At 61.2% G+C, this 16637-nt stretch carries 19 protein-coding genes; 4 read left to right on the forward strand and 15 right to left on the reverse strand.

What is annotated here, in order from left to right:
* The first annotated feature begins 116 nt into the window (after positions 1-116).
* Entirely contained in the window at positions 117-1220 is a 1104-nt protein-coding gene (locus R4P57_RS12645; protein WP_317803180.1) for a mandelate racemase/muconate lactonizing enzyme family protein, read from the forward strand.
* Between the two features lie 65 nt (positions 1221-1285).
* Here R4P57_RS12645 and fabG read toward each other — a convergent pair whose 3' ends face one another.
* The 3 genes from fabG to R4P57_RS12660 form a co-directional block, all read right to left on the reverse strand.
* Entirely contained in the window at positions 1286-2023 is a 738-nt protein-coding gene (fabG, locus tag R4P57_RS12650) for a 3-oxoacyl-ACP reductase FabG (RefSeq protein WP_317803253.1), read from the reverse strand.
* A gap of 65 nt (positions 2024-2088) precedes the next feature.
* On the reverse strand, positions 2089-3087 hold the full coding sequence (locus R4P57_RS12655) for a cyclase family protein (RefSeq protein ID WP_317803181.1): 999 nt from the start codon (positions 3085-3087) through the stop codon (positions 2089-2091).
* Positions 3084-3542, reverse strand: coding sequence for a VOC family protein (locus R4P57_RS12660; RefSeq protein ID WP_094704834.1), 459 nt, complete (start codon positions 3540-3542; stop codon positions 3084-3086). Before R4P57_RS12660 ends, R4P57_RS12655 begins: the two co-directional genes overlap by 4 nt.
* Positions 3543-3785: 243 nt before the next feature.
* Between R4P57_RS12660 and R4P57_RS12665 the strand changes: the two genes are divergently transcribed.
* Both R4P57_RS12665 and R4P57_RS12670 read left to right on the forward strand, forming a co-directional pair.
* Positions 3786-4736: a CoA transferase subunit A gene (locus R4P57_RS12665; RefSeq protein ID WP_317803182.1), complete on the forward strand. Its 951-nt coding sequence runs from the start codon at positions 3786-3788 to the stop codon at positions 4734-4736.
* Complete coding sequence (locus tag R4P57_RS12670) at positions 4733-5521, forward strand: CoA-transferase subunit beta (RefSeq protein ID WP_317803183.1); 789 nt, start codon at positions 4733-4735, stop codon at positions 5519-5521. Before R4P57_RS12665 ends, R4P57_RS12670 begins: the two co-directional genes overlap by 4 nt.
* A gap of 28 nt (positions 5522-5549) precedes the next feature.
* Here R4P57_RS12670 and R4P57_RS12675 read toward each other — a convergent pair whose 3' ends face one another.
* The 4 genes from R4P57_RS12675 to hxlB all read right to left on the reverse strand — a co-directional run bounded on the left by R4P57_RS12675 (position 5550) and on the right by hxlB (position 9090).
* Positions 5550-6467, reverse strand: coding sequence for a LysR family transcriptional regulator (locus R4P57_RS12675; protein ID WP_317803184.1), 918 nt, complete (start codon positions 6465-6467; stop codon positions 5550-5552).
* Positions 6468-6694: 227 nt separating this feature from the next.
* Positions 6695-7780, reverse strand: a complete 1086-nt coding sequence (locus tag R4P57_RS12680) for an S-(hydroxymethyl)mycothiol dehydrogenase (RefSeq protein WP_317803185.1) — start codon at positions 7778-7780, stop codon at positions 6695-6697.
* 55 nt (positions 7781-7835) lie between these two features.
* A complete protein-coding gene (gene hxlA / locus R4P57_RS12685; RefSeq protein WP_317803186.1) occupies positions 7836-8465 on the reverse strand; it encodes a 3-hexulose-6-phosphate synthase in 630 nt (209 codons plus the stop codon).
* A 43-nt stretch (positions 8466-8508) separates the two neighbouring features.
* Positions 8509-9090, reverse strand: coding sequence for a 6-phospho-3-hexuloisomerase (gene hxlB, locus R4P57_RS12690; RefSeq protein ID WP_317803187.1), 582 nt, complete (start codon positions 9088-9090; stop codon positions 8509-8511).
* A 119-nt stretch (positions 9091-9209) separates the two neighbouring features.
* Here hxlB and R4P57_RS12695 point away from each other — a divergent pair, with 119 nt between their 5' ends.
* Positions 9210-10499 (forward strand): response regulator transcription factor family protein, encoded by a 1290-nt coding sequence (locus R4P57_RS12695; RefSeq protein ID WP_317803188.1) that lies wholly within the window; start codon positions 9210-9212, stop codon positions 10497-10499.
* A 29-nt stretch (positions 10500-10528) separates the two neighbouring features.
* On the opposite strand, the gene R4P57_RS12700 is transcribed toward R4P57_RS12695, so the two are convergent.
* From R4P57_RS12700 to R4P57_RS12735, 8 genes are all read right to left on the reverse strand, one after another.
* Positions 10529-10966 (reverse strand): hypothetical protein, encoded by a 438-nt coding sequence (locus R4P57_RS12700; RefSeq protein WP_317803189.1) that lies wholly within the window; start codon positions 10964-10966, stop codon positions 10529-10531.
* Positions 10963-11151 carry a hypothetical protein gene (locus R4P57_RS12705; RefSeq protein WP_317803190.1) on the reverse strand — a complete coding sequence of 63 codons (189 nt, stop codon included), beginning with the start codon at positions 11149-11151 and terminating at the stop codon, positions 10963-10965. Before R4P57_RS12705 ends, R4P57_RS12700 begins: the two co-directional genes overlap by 4 nt.
* Before the next feature lie 135 nt (positions 11152-11286).
* Positions 11287-11814, reverse strand: coding sequence for a luciferase family protein (locus tag R4P57_RS12710; protein ID WP_317803191.1), 528 nt, complete (start codon positions 11812-11814; stop codon positions 11287-11289).
* 68 nt (positions 11815-11882) lie between these two features.
* Positions 11883-12476, reverse strand: a complete 594-nt coding sequence (locus tag R4P57_RS12715) for a hypothetical protein (protein WP_317803192.1) — start codon at positions 12474-12476, stop codon at positions 11883-11885.
* 96 nt (positions 12477-12572) lie between these two features.
* Positions 12573-13514: an aldo/keto reductase gene (locus tag R4P57_RS12720; protein WP_317803193.1), complete on the reverse strand. Its 942-nt coding sequence runs from the start codon at positions 13512-13514 to the stop codon at positions 12573-12575.
* Positions 13515-13589: 75 nt separating this feature from the next.
* Positions 13590-14366: a 2-keto-4-pentenoate hydratase gene (locus R4P57_RS12725; RefSeq protein WP_317803194.1), complete on the reverse strand. Its 777-nt coding sequence runs from the start codon at positions 14364-14366 to the stop codon at positions 13590-13592.
* Positions 14363-15526 carry a luciferase family protein gene (locus R4P57_RS12730; protein ID WP_317803195.1) on the reverse strand — a complete coding sequence of 388 codons (1164 nt, stop codon included), beginning with the start codon at positions 15524-15526 and terminating at the stop codon, positions 14363-14365. Before R4P57_RS12730 ends, R4P57_RS12725 begins: the two co-directional genes overlap by 4 nt.
* Before the next feature lie 31 nt (positions 15527-15557).
* Positions 15558-16133 (reverse strand): NADPH-dependent F420 reductase, encoded by a 576-nt coding sequence (locus R4P57_RS12735; RefSeq protein WP_317803196.1) that lies wholly within the window; start codon positions 16131-16133, stop codon positions 15558-15560.
* Between the last annotated feature and the right edge of the window lie 504 nt (positions 16134-16637).

The following is a 16637-nucleotide window of genomic DNA, read 5'->3' on the forward strand; positions in this document are numbered from 1 at the left end:
CAAAAAAACACGTTCCCCTCGTAAATAACACCCCGACAGGGTTGAGCGGCGGCCCCGGGCGGGCCCCCCCGCACACCCATGCTCGACGCACACTGGATCGAAAGGTGCACCACGTCATGAAGATCGAAAAGATCGAGGCAATTCCATACGCCATCCCGTTCCGAAAGCCCTTGAAGTTCGCCAGCGGCGAGGTGACCGTAGCGGACCACGTTCTGATTCGGGTACACACCAGTGACGGCGTCATCGGTATCGCCGATGCACCGCCGCGGCCCTACACGTACGGCGAGACCCAACGCTCGATCGTGGCTGTCATCGACGATGTGTTCGGCCCGGCCCTTGTCGGACAGTCGATTCTCGAGCGCGAACGAATCAGCGCAATCCTCGACCGCACAGTGCACAACGACGTTGCCAAAGGGGCGATCGACATCGCGATCTGGGATGCAGTCGGCATAACCCTGGGAGTGTCGGTCTCGAAGCTGTTGGGTGGCTACTCGGATCACCTGCGGGTGTCACACATGCTCGGGTTTCACAGCGCGCAAGAGGTACTGGACGAAGCCCGATACTTCGTCGACGAACACGGAATACGAGCATTCAAGATCAAGGTCGGTCGCCGCCCGATGGAGCTGGACCTCGAGCTGTGCGCGGTACTGGCGCGCGAACTCGACGACGATATCGAACTGTACGTCGATGCCAACCGAGGCTGGACTGCGAACGAAGCGATCTCGGCGTTGCCGGCACTGGTGGATTCTCGAACGAGCCTGTTCGAAGAGCCCTGCGACGCAAGGGAAACGATGGGCCGACGCCGGCTGGTGGCGACGTCCACGATTCCTATCGTGGGCGACGAAAGCGTTCCACGCCCCGGTGACGTGTCCAGAGAACTGATGTCCGGCGGTTGCAATGCCGTCAGCATCAAGACCGCGCGCGGGGGCTTCACCAACAGTGTTGCAGTCCTGGGCCTCTGTCAGGGCATGGGCGTGGATGTCCTCATGGGAAATCAGATCGACACTCAGATCGGTTCAGCGGCAACTGTCGCCTTCGGCTCGGCGTTCAAGGCCACTCATTCGCGACCCGGGGAGTTGTCGAACTACCTCGACCTCGCTGACGATCTGATCGCCGAGCCCTTGGTCATTCGCGACGGTCTCATGAAGATCCCGGTCGGTCCGGGCGTCGGAGTCAGCGTCGATCCGGACAAGTTGAGTCGTTACCGCACCGACAGGTAGAGACTGATGCCGGTGCAGGAACGTTGTCCTGCACCGGCATCGGCGATTACCAGTATCCGAGAATTCTAGATGTGTCGTCCTCCGGTGACCTCGAGTACCGAGCCGGTGACGTAGCTGGACATCGGACTCGCAAGGAAGAGCACCGCCCCGGCAACTTCGTCCGGTCGACCGAAACGGTTCATCGGAACTTCCGCCAGCTTGGACTCCATGACCTTCTGCGGCAGCCCGGATGTCATCGGAGTATCGATGATCCCGGGCTGCACGGCATTGACTCGGACACCGGCGAATCCGACTTCCTTCGCCGCAGCCTTGGTCAGACCGACGATGCCGGCCTTGGCTGCGCTGTAATTGCTCTGTCCGATCATGCCCACCTTTCCCGAGATCGAGGACATGTTGACGATCGACCCGCCGCTGTCCTGTTCGCGCATGATGGCCGCAGCTTCCCGGGTTCCCAACCAGGCCCCCTTGAGATGGACACGGATCACGTCGTCGAATTCGTCTTCGGTCATGCGACGCATCGTGGCATCGCGGGTGAAACCCGCGTTGTTGACCCAGATGTCGAGCGAACCGAACTGATCTACCGCAGCGGCACCAGCCGCCTTCACGTCGAACGCCGACGACACGTCACCGGTGACGCTGATGACTTTGTCGCCGGCATCGAGATCCGCGCGCGCACGGTCGAGGGCTGCCTCCGAAATATCGGTCAGGACCACGTTCGCGCCCTCTGCGAGGAATGCGGACGCGATAGCTCGGCCGAGCCCTCCCGGCCCCCCGGTGACGACGGCGGTCTTCCCTTCCAACAACACAGTATTTCCCTTCACGAGGCAGGACGCATCGGATGCGGCCCTGCGCGGTACGCAGACGTATGTCAGAGGATGGCGAGAGCATTGGCCGGGGAACCGACCCCGCCGAGCAGATTCAACGGCTCTGCGGTGACCAAGAATTCGAAGCGACCGATGTCCCTACACCGTTGCGACAGTTCTTCGAGGTCCCACAACTCGCCGATATAGATGCCCAGCAGGGGGATCAGAATACGATGGAGCATCCCCGTGTGCGACGAATGTGGCAGGGCCCCACTGGCTTCTGCTTGCACCGTCGGCAAACCCGAATGATCCGACGGCCAGGCCTCCAACGCGACGTTATCCGCAGCAACGAGCGCAAACTGGCTGTCCCACAACCAGGCGGCCATCTCCTCGGACTGCTCGAGACCCACCGACCGACCCTCGTACGGGTTCGCATCGACGACGAAATGCTCGGTCCAACCGAATCTCAGGAGCAAGATGTCTCCGGGTTCGAGTACGACGTTCTGCCAGCGCGCCGTTGCTACCAGATCCTCGACGCCGATTTGTTCGTTGGTGCGGTGATCGACGGGGCGGCCACAGAACTTCCGGTAGCCCGAAACGTCGAGAAGTACGCCACGACCTGCAATACCGGAGGCCGCCACGTGCTGGATTCCCAGAGGCTCCTTGCCTGCGACGATGTCGGCTGGGTCTGCCCCGTTGTAGAAACCCCGGTCGGGGTGGGCGAAGTGTCGAAGACTGTCGATCTGCGTCGACGCCTGTGGGTAGAAGTTGTCCATACGATCGTCCCGATGAAACTCGTTGAGCCCGAACACTTCGTGCACTGGGTTACCGCGGTGCGCAATGAGCGGTTCGGAAAACGCCGACAGCGACAGATTGAGGTTGACGCGATGACCGGCCGTTACCAGACGTGCCGCAGCGACGACCCGAGCGGCAGTCAGATGATTGAGGCTCCCCAACTGATCGTCCCAGCCGAAGAGTCCCCACGCGGTGCCACGTACATCATCGGGTCGTTGCTGCAGCTGTGCATAGGTCGGTAACCCTGGTCCCGACGACGCGGCACTCATGACTCTTCTTCTGCCTCCATGACTTGATGAACCTCGATCATGTTTCCGGCGGGGTCGGTGAAGAAGATCTGGTACCACCCCTCCACTGACCAGATACCCCAGTCGTCGAACGGGATGTTGTGCTCGCGCAACCGGCGCATCAATTCCTGAATATCGTCCGTTCTGAAGGCGACATGCCCACCGATGAGCGGATTCACGGTGTGGCCTTCGGTCAACGCAAGATAGGGCTGTCGCCGGGTCGCATGGAGTTGGAGCTCGTCCTTATCGCCCGCATCGTAGAACTTTGCGCGACTTGACCATTCGTCGTCACCCGATTCACCGCTATCGGAAGAACGTGAGGTGGCGATCATCGGTGGGCTGGGGATCTCGCCCAGGCCGAGGGCGTCGGAGTAGAACTTGCCCAACTCTTCCATGTCGTCGGACGTGACATTGACGTGATGAAGTCGAAGCTCCACGGTGGTTCCTTTCGAAGATGGTCAATCGAGTGTCGCAAGCCACAAAGCGACCCGTCCAATACTGGGTCGCCACCAATTCAGAGGCCATCGATATCAATGCGTCTTGATTGATCCTTCGTCCAGCCGCAACGGGTCTCCTCACACTGATTTCTTCAACGTCTTAAAACGACCGTTTTGGATATTGGACTCGAAACAATCGAGCAGGCAAGCTCATCCAGCAGTGCACCGACAGGAGAAACGAACGTGACAACCGTAGACCGGAGCAAGATCGCCTCGCTCGAAGATGCCATTGCAGAACATGTTCATTCCGGAGACGTAGTGTCCATCGAGGGCTTCACGCATGCAATTCCGGTGGCAGCAGGGCATGAGATCATTCGTCAAGGCTTGACCGATTTGACCCTGGTTCGGATGACTGCCGACATCATCGCCGACCAGCTGGTGGCCGCAGGATGCGTATCCACCTTGGTGTCATCGTTCATCGGCAACTCCTCGGCGGGCTCCCTCGGCGAGCTGAGACGCCGCATAGAACGAGCTGATCCCGCGCCGCTGGAATTCGTCGAGTACACGCACCACAGCATGGTGTGCCGCTATCTCGCTGGTGCGCAACGCCTTCCCTTCTACCCGCTGCGGTCCATCACCGGCAGCGACCTCCCGAGCGTCAACCCCGACTATCGGCAGGTCGAGTCACCGTTCCCCGGACCGGATGGAACGCGGGAGAAAATCTACGTGGTCCCCCCGATCAACCCGGATGTGACTGTGATCCATGCGCAGCGATCCGACAGACTCGGCAACATCCAGATGTGGGGTCTGACCGGCATTCAGGCCGAGGCGGCTTTTGCCGCAGACCGTGTGATCGTCACCGTGGAAGAGATCGTCGACGACGACATTGTGCGTGGAGACCCGAACCGGACAATTTTACCGTCCCATGCGGTCGACGCTGTCGTACCCGTGCCGATGGGTGCCCATCCGTCGTTCGCTCAGGGGTACTACGACCGAGACAACGCGTTCTATCTCGAATGGGCGCACATCAGTGCCGACCATGAGCGGCTCATCGCCTGGCTCCAGGAGTGGGTCGTCGAAGCGCAGGACCATCTCGGCTATCTGGACAAGCTCGGCTCCGCCCGAATCGATGGCTTGGCTGTCGGACGAGCCGAAAGCACTCCCATCGATTATGGAAGAAGGATCCCGCGATGACGAACGATGTAGGCACGACGACACTCCGGGGTGCCACTCAGGCCGAAATGCTCACGATCACCGCGGCTCGAGATCTCGCAGCCAAACGGATCGTGTTCGCCGGAATCGGTTTGCCCACAGTGGTAGTCGCCCTGGCTCAGCAGACCGTGGCACCCGACATCGAGGTGGTCTACGAGTCCGGGGTGACTGGCGCGCATCCCAGCGAACTGCCCGCAACCATTGCAGATTCGGTGCTCATCACAGGTGCTGAGGCCGTCCTGACGCTGCCTGCGCTGTTCGGCTATGTACTTCAGGGTGGCCGCGTAGATGTCGGCTTCCTCGGCGCTGCGCAGATCGACAGATACGGAAACCTGAACTCGTCGGTCATCGGAGATTGGCACAAGCCGGACAAACGGTTGCCAGGTTCGGGCGGAGCCCACGAAGTCATGATGAATGCTCGGGAAGTCCACGTGATCATGCGTCGACACAATCCGCAATCCTTCGTCGACGAATTGGATTTCTGCACATCTCCCGGACCCGAACGCATACGGCGCGCCGGTGGACGCCCATTCGGCCGGGGCGTCACCAAGGTGTACACGGAGCTAGGAGTTCTGGCCCGCGAAGGCATGTACGACGAACTCGAACTCGTCGCCGTCTCCCCGGGTGTCGCCCCGACTGCAGTGAGCGAGGCGACCGGTTGGCCCCTGAAGCTTGCACGCAACATCATCGAGCTCCCCGAACCGGACTTGCATCAGCTCGACCTGTTGCGGCATCAGATCGACCCGAATCGTGTCTATCTGCGATAGAGCAACCAACCCTGAGGGTTGCTTTCGCTCATGCGTCCGGAGAATGCGTCTGCGAGTCACGTTGCGCAAACAGCGACTTCGCGACGGAGACCACCGAATGGGTTGCCGGGGATGCTGACTCGGTATTCCATGCAAGGGCGGAGTGCAACGCTGGGGTGAAGTCCGAGATGGATTTGTACACCAGCCCGTAAGGCTGAATGTCCTTGCAGGAGCTCAGCGTGAGCGTGACGCCGACCCCGGCCGCCACCATCGCCAGAATGGTGTAAGAATCCGGCGCAGCTTGAGCTACCCGCGGCTGGAAACCTGCATGCGCGCACGCCTGAACACCGATGGCGTGCAAACTCGACCCCGAGTTCGCGGGAAAGGTCACGAACGGTTCGTCGACCAGATCCGACAGAGCGACCGTCGGTCGATGTGCCAGCCGGTGAGACGACGGGAGCGCACAGATCAACTCTTCACGCTCGATAACCACGTAGTCAACTCCCCTGCTGAGGAAAGGCAGGCGGACGAATCCGAGGTCCAGCGAACCTTCCCGGACCTGTTCGAGGGCTGAATTCGCGTACGTCTGACCACGCAGTTGCAGGTCCACCTTCGGAAAACGCTCGCGGACGGCACCGGCCAATTGGGGCAGAGCGATGCGACTGGAAGCACCGGCGAATCCGATGGTCACCCGCCCCGACTCGCCCGCAGCGCCCGCCAGTGCTGCATCCCGCGCCTCGGCGGCACCGGACACCACTTTCCGAGCCGGACCCAACAGCGATTCACCGGCCGGAGTCAGCGAGACCGCCCGTGTGCTCCGAACGAACAGAGCGACCCCCAACTCCTTTTCCATCTGCCGGATCCGCTGGCTGAGAGGTGGCTGGGCGATGCGCAGCCGCTCCGCAGCCCTGCTGAAGTGCAGCTCCTCGGCTACGGCGATGAACGCTTCGAAGTGCCTGAGGTCCATACTCGGCCTCCATATTATATCTTTCGAGGTCTCAAAAACTCATGCATTGATCTGTGAAAGATACCAAATCCGTTCGATGCCCTTACGCGAAATGGGCAAGTGCGACAGAAACCAGGAGGCGGCGCGGGCCGGCGTCGCGACACGTCCGGTCACGGCAAAGCCCCAGCATCGACGAAACGGTGCTGGGGTATTGCTGTGTACGCGACTGCTGTACTCGATTCAGGCAGTTACAACTCGACCACCGAACGCAGCACAGTTCCCTTGTGCATCTTCTCGAACGCCGACTCGATGTCCTCGATACCGATCCGCTCGGTCACGAACTTCTCGAGCGGCAACCGACCCTGCTCGTACAAGTCCACCAACAACGGAAAATCACGCTCGGGCAGACAATCGCCGTACCACGACGACTTCAATGACCCACCACGCGAAAAGAAATCGATCAACGGCATCTCCAGCGTCATCTCCGGCGTCGGCACACCCACCAACACCACCGTCCCCGCCAGATCACGGGCGTAGAACGCCTGTTTCCAGGTCTCCGGACGACCCACCGCATCGATGACCACATCCGCACCGAACCCATCGGTGAGCTCTTGGACCGCGTCCACAGAATCGACCGCCGAAGCATCCACCGTGTGCGTAGCACCCAGATCTTTGGCCCACTCGAGCTTGCCCTTGTCTCGATCGACCGCGATGATCGTCGTCGCCCCCGCCAACCGCGCGCCCGCGATCGCCGCATCACCGACACCGCCGCACCCGATGACCGCCACCGAATCACCACGCGAGACGTTCCCTGTATTCATCGCCGCACCGAGTCCTGCCATCACACCGCACCCAAGCAGACCGACCACGGCCGGATCCGACTCGGGATTCACTTTGGTGCACTGACCTTCGTGCACCAAGGTCTTGTCCGCGAACGCACCGATCCCCAACGCAGGCGAGAGCTCGCTACCGTCCTCCAACGTCATCTTCTTCGACGCATTATGGGTGTCGACGCAGTACCACGGCTTGCCCTTTTTGCACGCCCGACACTCACCACACACCGCACGCCAGTTCAGCACCACGAAGTCGCCGACCTCGACATGCGTCACCGCATCCCCGACTGTCTCCACCGTGCCCGACGCCTCATGGCCCAGCAGAAACGGGAACTCGTCGTTGATCCCGCCCTCGCGATAATGCAGATCGGTATGGCACACCCCACACGCCGCGATCTTCACAACCACATCGAAAGCCCCAGGATCAGGAATCGTGATCGTCTCGATCGAAACCGGCTCACCCTTGACCTTGGCAACGACAGCACGCACAGTCTGCGGCATCAAATCTCCTTCGTAGTGCTTGTTACGCTTGAATTTATCGGTGCATCAACGTCGTTCAGCTGGACAAGGCATCCTTGAGAGCCTTGGCAGCAGCAGCCGGATCCTCGGCACTGTAGATCGAGCCACCCGCGACAGCGATTTCGGCACCGGAGTCACGAACGGCGACGATGGTGTCGACCTTGACCCCACCTGCGATGGAGAACGACACACCCGCGATCTCGCCGTCGTCGAGCAATGCCTGAATCGAATAGCCCGGTTGCGCTTGCTCGTCGAGACCCGCATGCAGTTCAACGAAGGCGACCCCGAGCTTCGAGAGTTCACGTGCCCGCTCGACGCGGTTCACGACACCGATCAGGTCAGCGGCAACCCTCTTGCCGTGCTTGGCGCCGGCTTCGACTGCACCCTTTACTGTTGCGTCGCCTGCAGATCCGAGCACTGTGACGATATCCGCGCCCGCAGTGAAGGCGATGTCTGCTTCCAGGAAGCCCGCATCGGCGGTCTTGAGGTCGGCAAAAACCTCCTTGTCCGGGTGTGCGGCCTTGATGGCGCTGATGACGCGTAGACCTTCGCTCTTGATGAGCGGGGTGCCGAGCTCGATGATGTCGACGTACGGTGCCACCTTGTTGGTCAGCGAGAGTGCGTCTGCGGTGGTGAGTAGATCCAACGCAACCTGAAGCTTTGTCATGACGATTCCTTAAGAGAGAGTTGATATTCGGGTGTGTGCTACTTCATCCGATGGACGCGTGACGAGCCCACAATGTTTCTGCGGTTTGCCCGCTCTCGACCCACATGGCATGGAAAAGTGCATCGAATGCTAGAAGCACGGATTGTTCGAACAGGCTGCCTGCATACTGGTTCGTGACGGCGCCACTTCGGTCCAGTTTGTCGGCGGCCTCGATGCTCAGCACGAGGGTGGATGTATCTGCCAGCAGAGAATCGGCCGCGGTGGTCACTGCGATCACAGATGCACCGATGTCGAGTGCGGTGCGAGCCGCGGCAACAACGGTCGTCGTTGTACCCGAACCCGACACCGCGATCACCACGTCACCCTGCGCTACGGCAGGTGCAGTGGACTCCCCGGCGACGTGAACAGTCAGTCCGAGGTGCATGAGTCGCATGGCGGCCATCTCCGAGGCCAACCTGCTTCGTCCGTTTCCAATGACGAAAATTGCTGTGGCATCACCGATGATTCGAGCAGCACTGCGCCAGGCGGTGTCATCGAGTTGGCCCAGCACGCGGGCGTTCTCGTCGAGTACACGTGCACGCGCCGCGAAGAATATCTGTGCGAAGTCGCTTGTCGTCGATTCCATCGAGAACCTTTCCGTTTGTGTACGACTCCAGGTTGCCCCTGCGAACCGTCGGAAGAACTCCGCATTACGGCTAGACCTCACTGGCCGGATGGCCAGTGGCCGAGCGCTAGGCTCGCAGCATGGCAACACCCTCGACGCCGATGGACTCCGCTTCGACGGAAGCGTTCAGAACCATTCGCGACGTCGTGTCCGGACCCCTGGTCGAGATCGCCTCACGGTTTTCGGCATGGGTGGGCACCGACTACCCACATTCGGCGCTGATCATCTTCACCAGGGAATGCACCGGACGACCCAGGAAAGTCAGCGGTGATCCGACCGTTGTCGACAGCACCACGATTGCCGAACTCGATGCGATCAAGGTGGCGCTCACATCGGTGCAGCCGTCGATGGACGACAGGGCCGCGTTGGGAGGCGAGTTGCGCAGGGTCGCTGCGCTACTCGACGAAGCGACCGGAACATTGCTGGTATTGGTTCCGAGAGCGTCTACACAGACATTCGATGTCCACTCGCGAACCGGTACAGCATTCGGATTGGTTGCTACGGCGATTCAACAGCAAGTGTTTCAGGCGTCACCCGCCTATCTAGCGGAATCTCTGGCGGCGTCGAGTGAACGCGCGCGGGCGATCTCGGAAATGGTCGATGTACAGGCCGGAATATTGAGTTCGTTGTTGGCCACCTTGAGATCGAGCGATCTCGATGATCGCCGAGCCAGAGAGACAGCGGGCCTCACTGCGTCGTCTGCCCTGATCGCACTGAGATCGACGGAGGAGTCGAATCGCGAACTAGCTCAGGAGGCCGTCACTACAGCGTTCGCACGGTTGCGAGGCGAACTCGGCCCACTGCTCGATCAGCAGTCCATAGCCGTCGAGTACGTCGACCCACCTGCCGATGGGCGGCCGGTACCGGGGGAGGTCGCTCGCGCTGCACGCGCCGCCGTGAGAACAGTTGCACTTGCCTACGCTGCCCAACCCGACATAAGTCGAATCCGGATTGCGTGGGACTGCGACGGGACCAATCTTCTTCTCGAACTGCGCGACGACGGTCGCGGTTCGGTCGACCTCGTCACACTGTCGCTGCAACTCACGGGAAGGGTGAACACCCTCCGCGGGGAGATATCGTTCGAGTCGACCCCCGGGTGGGGTTCGCGAGTGAAAATATCCATACCCCTCGATCCGCCTGCCCCCTTACCGGACGAACAGCTGTTGGCGAATCTGAACCCGCGCGAGCTCGAGGTGCTCGGCCATCTGGCAGTCGGCAGGCGCAACAAGGCCATCGCAGCCGAGTTGGCACTGAGCGAAAGCACTGTCAAGTTCTACGTGGCAAGCATTTTGAAGAAGCTCGACGTCAGTACACGAGGTGAGGCCGGCGCCCTGGGGTTGGAAGCGGGTGTGAAAGCCGACCTTCGATGACCGAGGGTTTGGAATCTCGGGCGCGATTACTAGATGTCGAGACCCACGGAACCGAGCGCGTCGACGCGAAGCGAGTAGATGTGACCGATGTGTAGGGGCACAGCGTCCGTCATTGCACCGGCCAAGACTGTCGAACCCGCCGGCAAGACCTCGCCGCGTGACGCCATGTGATCTGCAACTAAAACCAAGGCCCGCAGGGGATCTCTGAGAATGGCCGACCCTGTCGCCTCGTGTACGACCACTCCGTCAACTTCGACGACGCAGGTCAGCGAGGCAAGTACAGCGAGTCGGTGTGGTGCGCCGAGAAGCACTCCCGCGGCACTTGTGTTGTCGGCTATTACGTCACCGAGACCGAACCGGTAATCGGTGAATCGGGAGTCGACTATCTCGGCACCGACAGTCACGGAGTCCACGAGGATGGCAGCCTCGGCCAGAGTGATTGACGTCGTGGTATCTCGGGCGGTCACAATACGACCTCTGGCTCGATGCGCGGCTGCACCCAACGGTGCAGTTCGCGTGTCACTCGATCCGCCTCGAACAGCATCGCGTCGTTTAAGAACCCAACGATCGGCGTGTCGACGCCCATTCGCTGTTGTTTGACTCGGCTGGTCAGCCCGAGCTTCGCGCCGATCGTTCGCTCGCCGTCTGCCACACGATTCCGGTGGTCCTCGTCTTGTACTGCGTATCCCCAATCCTCGGTCACACAGGACTCTGCGTCGCTGAACGGTTCGACGGTACGTCCGGTAGACCGTGCAGCCGCGAAGATCCGAGCGGCGTCCGGTGCTGATCATGCGAGTTCACCGGATGCGACACCGTTGATGGCGAACAGATAGCTGGCTTCGACGATCTGACCGATGAGCCGAACTTCAGTGTCGTCGCGGGGTCCGTAGACCATCACGAAGCCGACGGAGAGACGAGTTCCAGCCCACGGATGCATCCGTTCGCGTCCGCGAGCGACCAGATCCGCGGCCTGGTCCGCAGAAAGTACGAGATGCAACGAGCCGTCGCACGACGGATGAACATGCGCGAACTCGTGCGCGGAGGGAACCAGAAAGTTCTCACTGCTCATGTTCGCATCCACAAGTGTCAGTGCGCGGGCTCCCGGCACCAAAATATGCGAAGGACCCACGGCCACTTCGGGAAGCGCCGCGATGTCGTTCAACAGTCTTTCCTGCAGCGCAGCCGGTGCTGTCTCGGACAGCTGCTGTTGCGGAATCGACCACGACACACGCGGATGTCCTCCTCGACGCGCGGAAAGTTGTCCACCGGTCACCGTCGGCCAGTCGACGTCGCTTCGCGGTCCCGGTGTCGGCACCTGTCGATCCGCGATGAAGTGAAGTCTGGCGGCGATCCACTCCCCCAAGGCCGACACGATCGGAGCGCTCAGTCCGTGACCACCTGGGTCGCGATGAGCATCAGCGGGACACCCGACTCCCCTGTCACGTCCTCCCACGTCCGTGCGAGTAAATCAGCCGGTATGACCCGATCGCCATCGCCTTGTGCGATGAAAATCGGAAGATGCGCCGACCGGCCGGCGTCGACCGGAACACCCGCGTCGAAGGGCATCGTGCCGTAAAGGATTGCAGCACCCGCGTACCGCGCCGGATCGGCGAAAACCAACCCTCCTGCGAATGCGGCTCCCCCACTGAGGCCCGCAAGGACGACTGGACGACCGTCGGGTGCCACCTCGTCGAGCCAGGCTCTGAACCACGCCATCGTTGCCTCCAGCGATGACGCGACAGGTCGCCCGATTCCACGGTTGGCGAACCACGCGAACCCGCCCCCTTCGGCTATCGGGGCCCGAACTGCCACGTACGCGGGGCCGACCGGCAGGTGCGGGGCGATCGAGATGATGTCGCGATCGTTGCATCCGCGTCCGTGCAGCAGAACCACGAGCGGAGCGTCGCGGTCGGTCGAACCGAATGTCGAGATGACCGGGTCCGACTGCGCGGTCCCGCAACGAATGACGCTCGGCACCTACGACGGTGATGCAGAATACGCTACCCATGACGACGACTATTACGCCTCATCCGGTCGGAGCGCGTCCACCCGGACGAGGCGCAACGGGCGATGTCAGACTGCGTCGGAAAGCTTCGTGAGTCGGTCGATCTCATCCGACGCGAGCGTCAGCTCAGGTGCGGCGAGCAGCGCGGGCAACTGGGAGATCCTGCTGGCACTGGCAATAGGTGCCGTAATGCCCGGCTGAGCAAGCAACCACGCCAGTGCCACAGAGGAGATCTCGGCCGAGTGATTCGACGCGATCTCGTCGAGAGCGGACACGACCGCCAGACCTGCATCGGAGAAATATCCCTGGGCCATCGTGCTTCGAGTCCGGGTGGTGAAGTCGTTCTGTGTGCGGTACTTACCGGTGAGGAATCCGGCCGCGAGAGCAAAGTACGGAAACACACCGAGATCGTTGTCGAGCGCCAACTGCTGTCGCTCACCCTCGTAGTCGCTGCGGGCGACGAGGTTGTATTCGGGCTGCAACGCAACGGGTGCTGCGAAACCGTTGTCCTGTGCGGTGGTGACCCATTCGCGAATGCGCTCGGGGCTGTAGTTCGAGATCGCGACGTAGCGGACTTTGCCTGCGGTGACCAAAGCGTCGAACGCACCGAGTGTCTCGACCAGAGGCACCGTCTCGTCGTCGTAGTGCGCGTAATAGAGATCGATGTGATCGGACTGCAGTCGTGCAAGTGACGCATCGGCTGCAGCAGCGATGTTGGATGCCGACAGGCCCATGAAGTCGGGGTGCTGGCTGACCTTGGTTGCGATCACCACGTCGTCACGGTTGTTGCGCTTGGCCGTCCAGTTGCCGATGACGGTCTCGGATTCTCCACCGGAGTTGCCGTCCGCGAAGGCGGAGTACGAATCAGCGGTGTCGATGAAGTTGCCACCGCCGGCGGTAAATGCGTCGAGAATCTCGAACGATGCATCTTCGTCGGTGGTCCATCCGAAGGTGTTGCCGCCCAATGCGAGTGGGTAGACCTCTAGCGAGGAGGTGCCGATCGTAACCATGAAGAATTCCTTGCCTGTTGTGTTCCGGTGACAGCCGGAGTCCATATGATCTTGAATTGTTTCGTATATCAATTGTCAGAGCGCGACGTACACAGCACCGAGGCTCTCGACGCGAAGTACATAACGGCAGTGCGTGTTCAGTGGCACGGCGTCGGTCAAAGCACCTGCAAGCACAACTGAACCGGCAGAAAGCGTCTCACCGCGTTCGGCCAGATGCCGCGCGAGCAGTACCAACGACAGCAGCGGGTCCCCGAGCACCGCAGAACCCAGCGCCTCCCGAACGACGACCCCGTTCACCTCGACAACGCACTGCACCGCAGCAAGATCGTCGATGTCGGCCAACCGATGCGGCGGACCGAGGATCATACCGGCGGCGCTGGTGTTGTCGGCGATCACGTCGGCCAGGCCGAAACGATAACCGGTGAAACGAGAGTCGATGATTTCCGCGCCGACCGTGACGAAGTCGACGAGTGCCGCAGCCTCGGCGCGAGTGATGGGTCCGGAAATGTCACAAGCGGTGGCGAATGCAATTTCGGGTTCTATGCGCGGTTGCGCCCACCGTTCCAACTCAGCCGACACGCGATCGGCTTCGACCGTCATCGCATCGGTCAAGAATCCGACGACCGGGGTGTCCACTCCCATTCTCCGCTGCTTGGCCAGGCTCGTCAGTCCGAGCTTGGCACCGATGACATTCTCGCTGTTCGCGCGACGGTTCTGTCGATCGAGATCCTGTACTGAATAGCCCCACGTGGCATCGACACTCGGATCGACGTCACTGAATGGCTCGATCGTCACACCGGAACGGCGTGCTTTGGACAACCGCGCCACTGCCGCCTCTGCAGCGATTGTCACGTCACAGACCTGATTCCGCCTCGTGCGAAGTTGTAACTGGCCTCGACGATCCGACGAACGACATCCAGCTCCTCGGTATCCCGCGGCCCGTACACCATGGCGAACCCGACAGCGAGTCGCGTTCCTGCGAAGGGGTGCATACGCCCGTACCCCTTGGTCACCAGATCCGCGGCCTGGTCGGGAGGCAACACCAGGTGCAGCGAACCGTCCTGGGGCGGATGCAGGTGGGCGAACTCGCCTACCGATGGGACGAGAAAACCATCCACCCCAGCAGAGGAGTCGTCCAGCGTGAGTGCCCGCGATCCAGGGACCGAGATGTGCGACGGTCCCACAGCCACACCGTCGAGAGATCCGATCTGTGCCAACAGTTGTTCCTGCAACTCCACCGGGGAATTGTCCGACAACTGCTGCTGTGGAATTGCCCATGAGACATCCGGATGGCTGCCGTGACGGGCAGGCAATGTGCCGCCCTTCATGGTCGACCACTCGATCGCTCGTCGGGGTCCCGGCACCGGGTACTGCTGACTCTCGATGAAGCGGAGTCGGTGTGCGATCCACTCGCCGAGTCCCGATACAACCGACGCACTCAGCCCATGTCCACCCGGGTCGCGATGAGCGTCTGCCGGTGCGCCGGACTCGGACAGAACATATTCCCATGTGCGAGAAAGCAATTCAGCGGGAATGACCTGGTCAGTGTCCCCCTGTGCTATGAACACGGGAAGATGCGACAGGCGTCCGGCGTCGACCGGAATACCTGCGTCGAACGGGAGAGTGCCGTACATGATCGCAGCACCGACATATCGCGCCGGGTCGGCGAGAGCAAGACCACCAGCGAATGCCGCACCGCCACTGAAGCCCGCAATCACCACCGGCCGGCCAGCCGCCGCAACGTCGTCCAACCACGTGCGGAACCACGCCATCGTGGCATCCAAAGATGCCGCGACAGGTCTGCCGATTCCACGATTGGCGAACCACGCGAAACCACCACCTTCCGCTATAGGCGCACGCACGGCTACATAGGCAGGACCTACAGGCAAATGCGCGGCGAGCGTGATGATGTCACGCTCGTTGGACCCTCGGCCGTGTAGCAGTACGACCAATGGCACGTCAGGGTCGGTGGATCCGAAGGCTGCGACAACGGGGTCTGTGAATTCGTTCATGGGTACATCGCTTCTGTCGAGAGGGGGCGAGTCAGGACGTCAGCGCAAATCCACCGGTCCACGAGATCTTCTCGCCGGCGGCGAGTGTCATCTGCAGAAAGCCGAGGCTTTCCAGCTCACGTGCGCGACTGAGGGACCCTGCGTCGACCGCGACAAGCCCTGCCGACCCGACGACGTCCGCAAGCATCGACTTCGCATCCGCGTTGTCGCCTGCAATGAGCACGGTGGTGACCGATTCTCCGATCTTCCCTTCGGCGAGGGTGCCGGCGAAGTTCGTATTGAAAGCTTTCAGTACGTGTGAATTCGGCAAGGCTGCTGCGAGCGTGGCGGTAGCCGAGCTGTCGGCCGGGACCGTCAACGAATCGAAGGTCTCGAAGTTCACCGGGTTGGTGATGTCGACGACGACGCGTCCTGCCAGCGATTCGCCGCGTTCGCTGACCACACTGTCAAGAGATGCGAAAGGCAGAGCCAACACGACGATGTCTCCGGAGACCGGCGTTGTGGAGTCTGCGCGGGTGAGGGCCTGAACTGAATGGCCGCCCTTGACCGCCAGTGCTGCAATTGCCTTGCCCATGTTGCCGGTGCCGATAATCGAAACAGTTGCCATGTCGAACTCCTCTGCATGATGACGCTTGGTTGATGCTTCAACCTTGCGCCCGTTTACTTGTAGCGTCAAGTAAATGGGCTGTTGTGTGACTATTGACACGAACTGCTGAGCGACGGCGAACATAGAGCCTGGTTGCGACTGCTCGCTGTTGTCGAGCTACTTCCGGGAGTTCGAGCAACAGCTGCGAAGAGACTCGGGTCTCTCATTTCGAGTACTTCGTGCTGCCCAGGCTGTCCGAATTAAGAATCGGACACTGCGGGTGACAGCTCTGGCGCGCCGCACCAATTCGACAGTCGCGCGGTTGTCGCTGAAGGCAATCGGTTGGAGACCGGGAGCCTCGGGCAGTTTGTCTGCGGTCGAACGCTGCGGCCCGAACCCAGGCCGCGGCGAGTACCGACACGCTCGTTGACGATCGCATTCGAAGCGACAAACTACTGAGATTTACGTACACGAAAAAGCCTGCCTCAGCACGACGACCTATCAACTCGATTCGACCAGTCTCGA

Source organism: Rhodococcus sp. IEGM 1330 (assembly GCF_033142445.1).
Taxonomy (GTDB): Bacteria; Actinomycetota; Actinomycetes; order Mycobacteriales; family Mycobacteriaceae; genus Rhodococcoides.

Excerpts from the sequence above, each read along its gene's own strand:
- R4P57_RS12730 (WP_317803195.1), bottom strand. The coding sequence starts at position 15,526 with ATGAACGAATTCACAGACCCCGTTGTCGCAGCCTTCGGATCCACCGAC.
- R4P57_RS12670 (WP_317803183.1), top strand. The coding sequence starts at position 4,733 with ATGACGAACGATGTAGGCACGACGACACTCCGGGGTGCCACTCAGGCC.
- R4P57_RS12655 (WP_317803181.1), bottom strand. The coding sequence starts at position 3,087 with ATGAGTGCCGCGTCGTCGGGACCAGGGTTACCGACCTATGCACAGCTG.
- R4P57_RS12695 (WP_317803188.1), top strand. The coding sequence starts at position 9,210 with ATGGCAACACCCTCGACGCCGATGGACTCCGCTTCGACGGAAGCGTTC.
- hxlA (WP_317803186.1), bottom strand. The coding sequence starts at position 8,465 with ATGACAAAGCTTCAGGTTGCGTTGGATCTACTCACCACCGCAGACGCA.
- R4P57_RS12735 (WP_317803196.1), bottom strand. The coding sequence starts at position 16,133 with ATGGCAACTGTTTCGATTATCGGCACCGGCAACATGGGCAAGGCAATT.
- R4P57_RS12680 (WP_317803185.1), bottom strand. The coding sequence starts at position 7,780 with ATGCCGCAGACTGTGCGTGCTGTCGTTGCCAAGGTCAAGGGTGAGCCG.
- R4P57_RS12675 (WP_317803184.1), bottom strand. The coding sequence starts at position 6,467 with ATGGACCTCAGGCACTTCGAAGCGTTCATCGCCGTAGCCGAGGAGCTG.
- hxlB (WP_317803187.1), bottom strand. The coding sequence starts at position 9,090 with ATGGAATCGACGACAAGCGACTTCGCACAGATATTCTTCGCGGCGCGT.
- R4P57_RS12720 (WP_317803193.1), bottom strand. The coding sequence starts at position 13,514 with ATGGTTACGATCGGCACCTCCTCGCTAGAGGTCTACCCACTCGCATTG.
- R4P57_RS12645 (WP_317803180.1), top strand. The coding sequence starts at position 117 with ATGAAGATCGAAAAGATCGAGGCAATTCCATACGCCATCCCGTTCCGA.